This window comes from Halomonas sp. SIMBA_159 (genome assembly GCF_046536035.1).
GTDB lineage: Bacteria > Pseudomonadota > Gammaproteobacteria > Pseudomonadales > Halomonadaceae > Vreelandella > Vreelandella venusta_A.
Map to the genome: position 1 here is coordinate 1 of NZ_JAWJBT010001825.1, position 229 is coordinate 229.

Annotated in this window: 1 protein-coding gene; it reads right to left on the reverse strand. The window is 50.7% G+C overall.

Annotated elements, in window-relative coordinates; genetic code table 11:
* Positions 1 to 229: citrate/2-methylcitrate synthase (locus R0J87_RS25495; protein WP_498889804.1), on the reverse strand; the 229-nt coding region annotated here is incomplete at both ends.

The window sequence follows — 229 nt, forward strand, 5'->3', positions numbered from 1 at the left end:
GAGGCATGGAAAAAGTCCGCATTGGCAAACAGACCTTTTTCACGTTTCATCACAGCTTCCACCCGCTCAGACACAGCATATAAATGGGCGTCACCGGCATCGGCCGACAACTTACGCGCCCATTCTTTGATCAGCGCGTTACGCGGGTCTGAGTCGCGATAAATTGCATGACCAAAGCCCATGATTTTGTCTTTATTCGCCAGCATGGTGAGGATATGGCTTTCCGCTT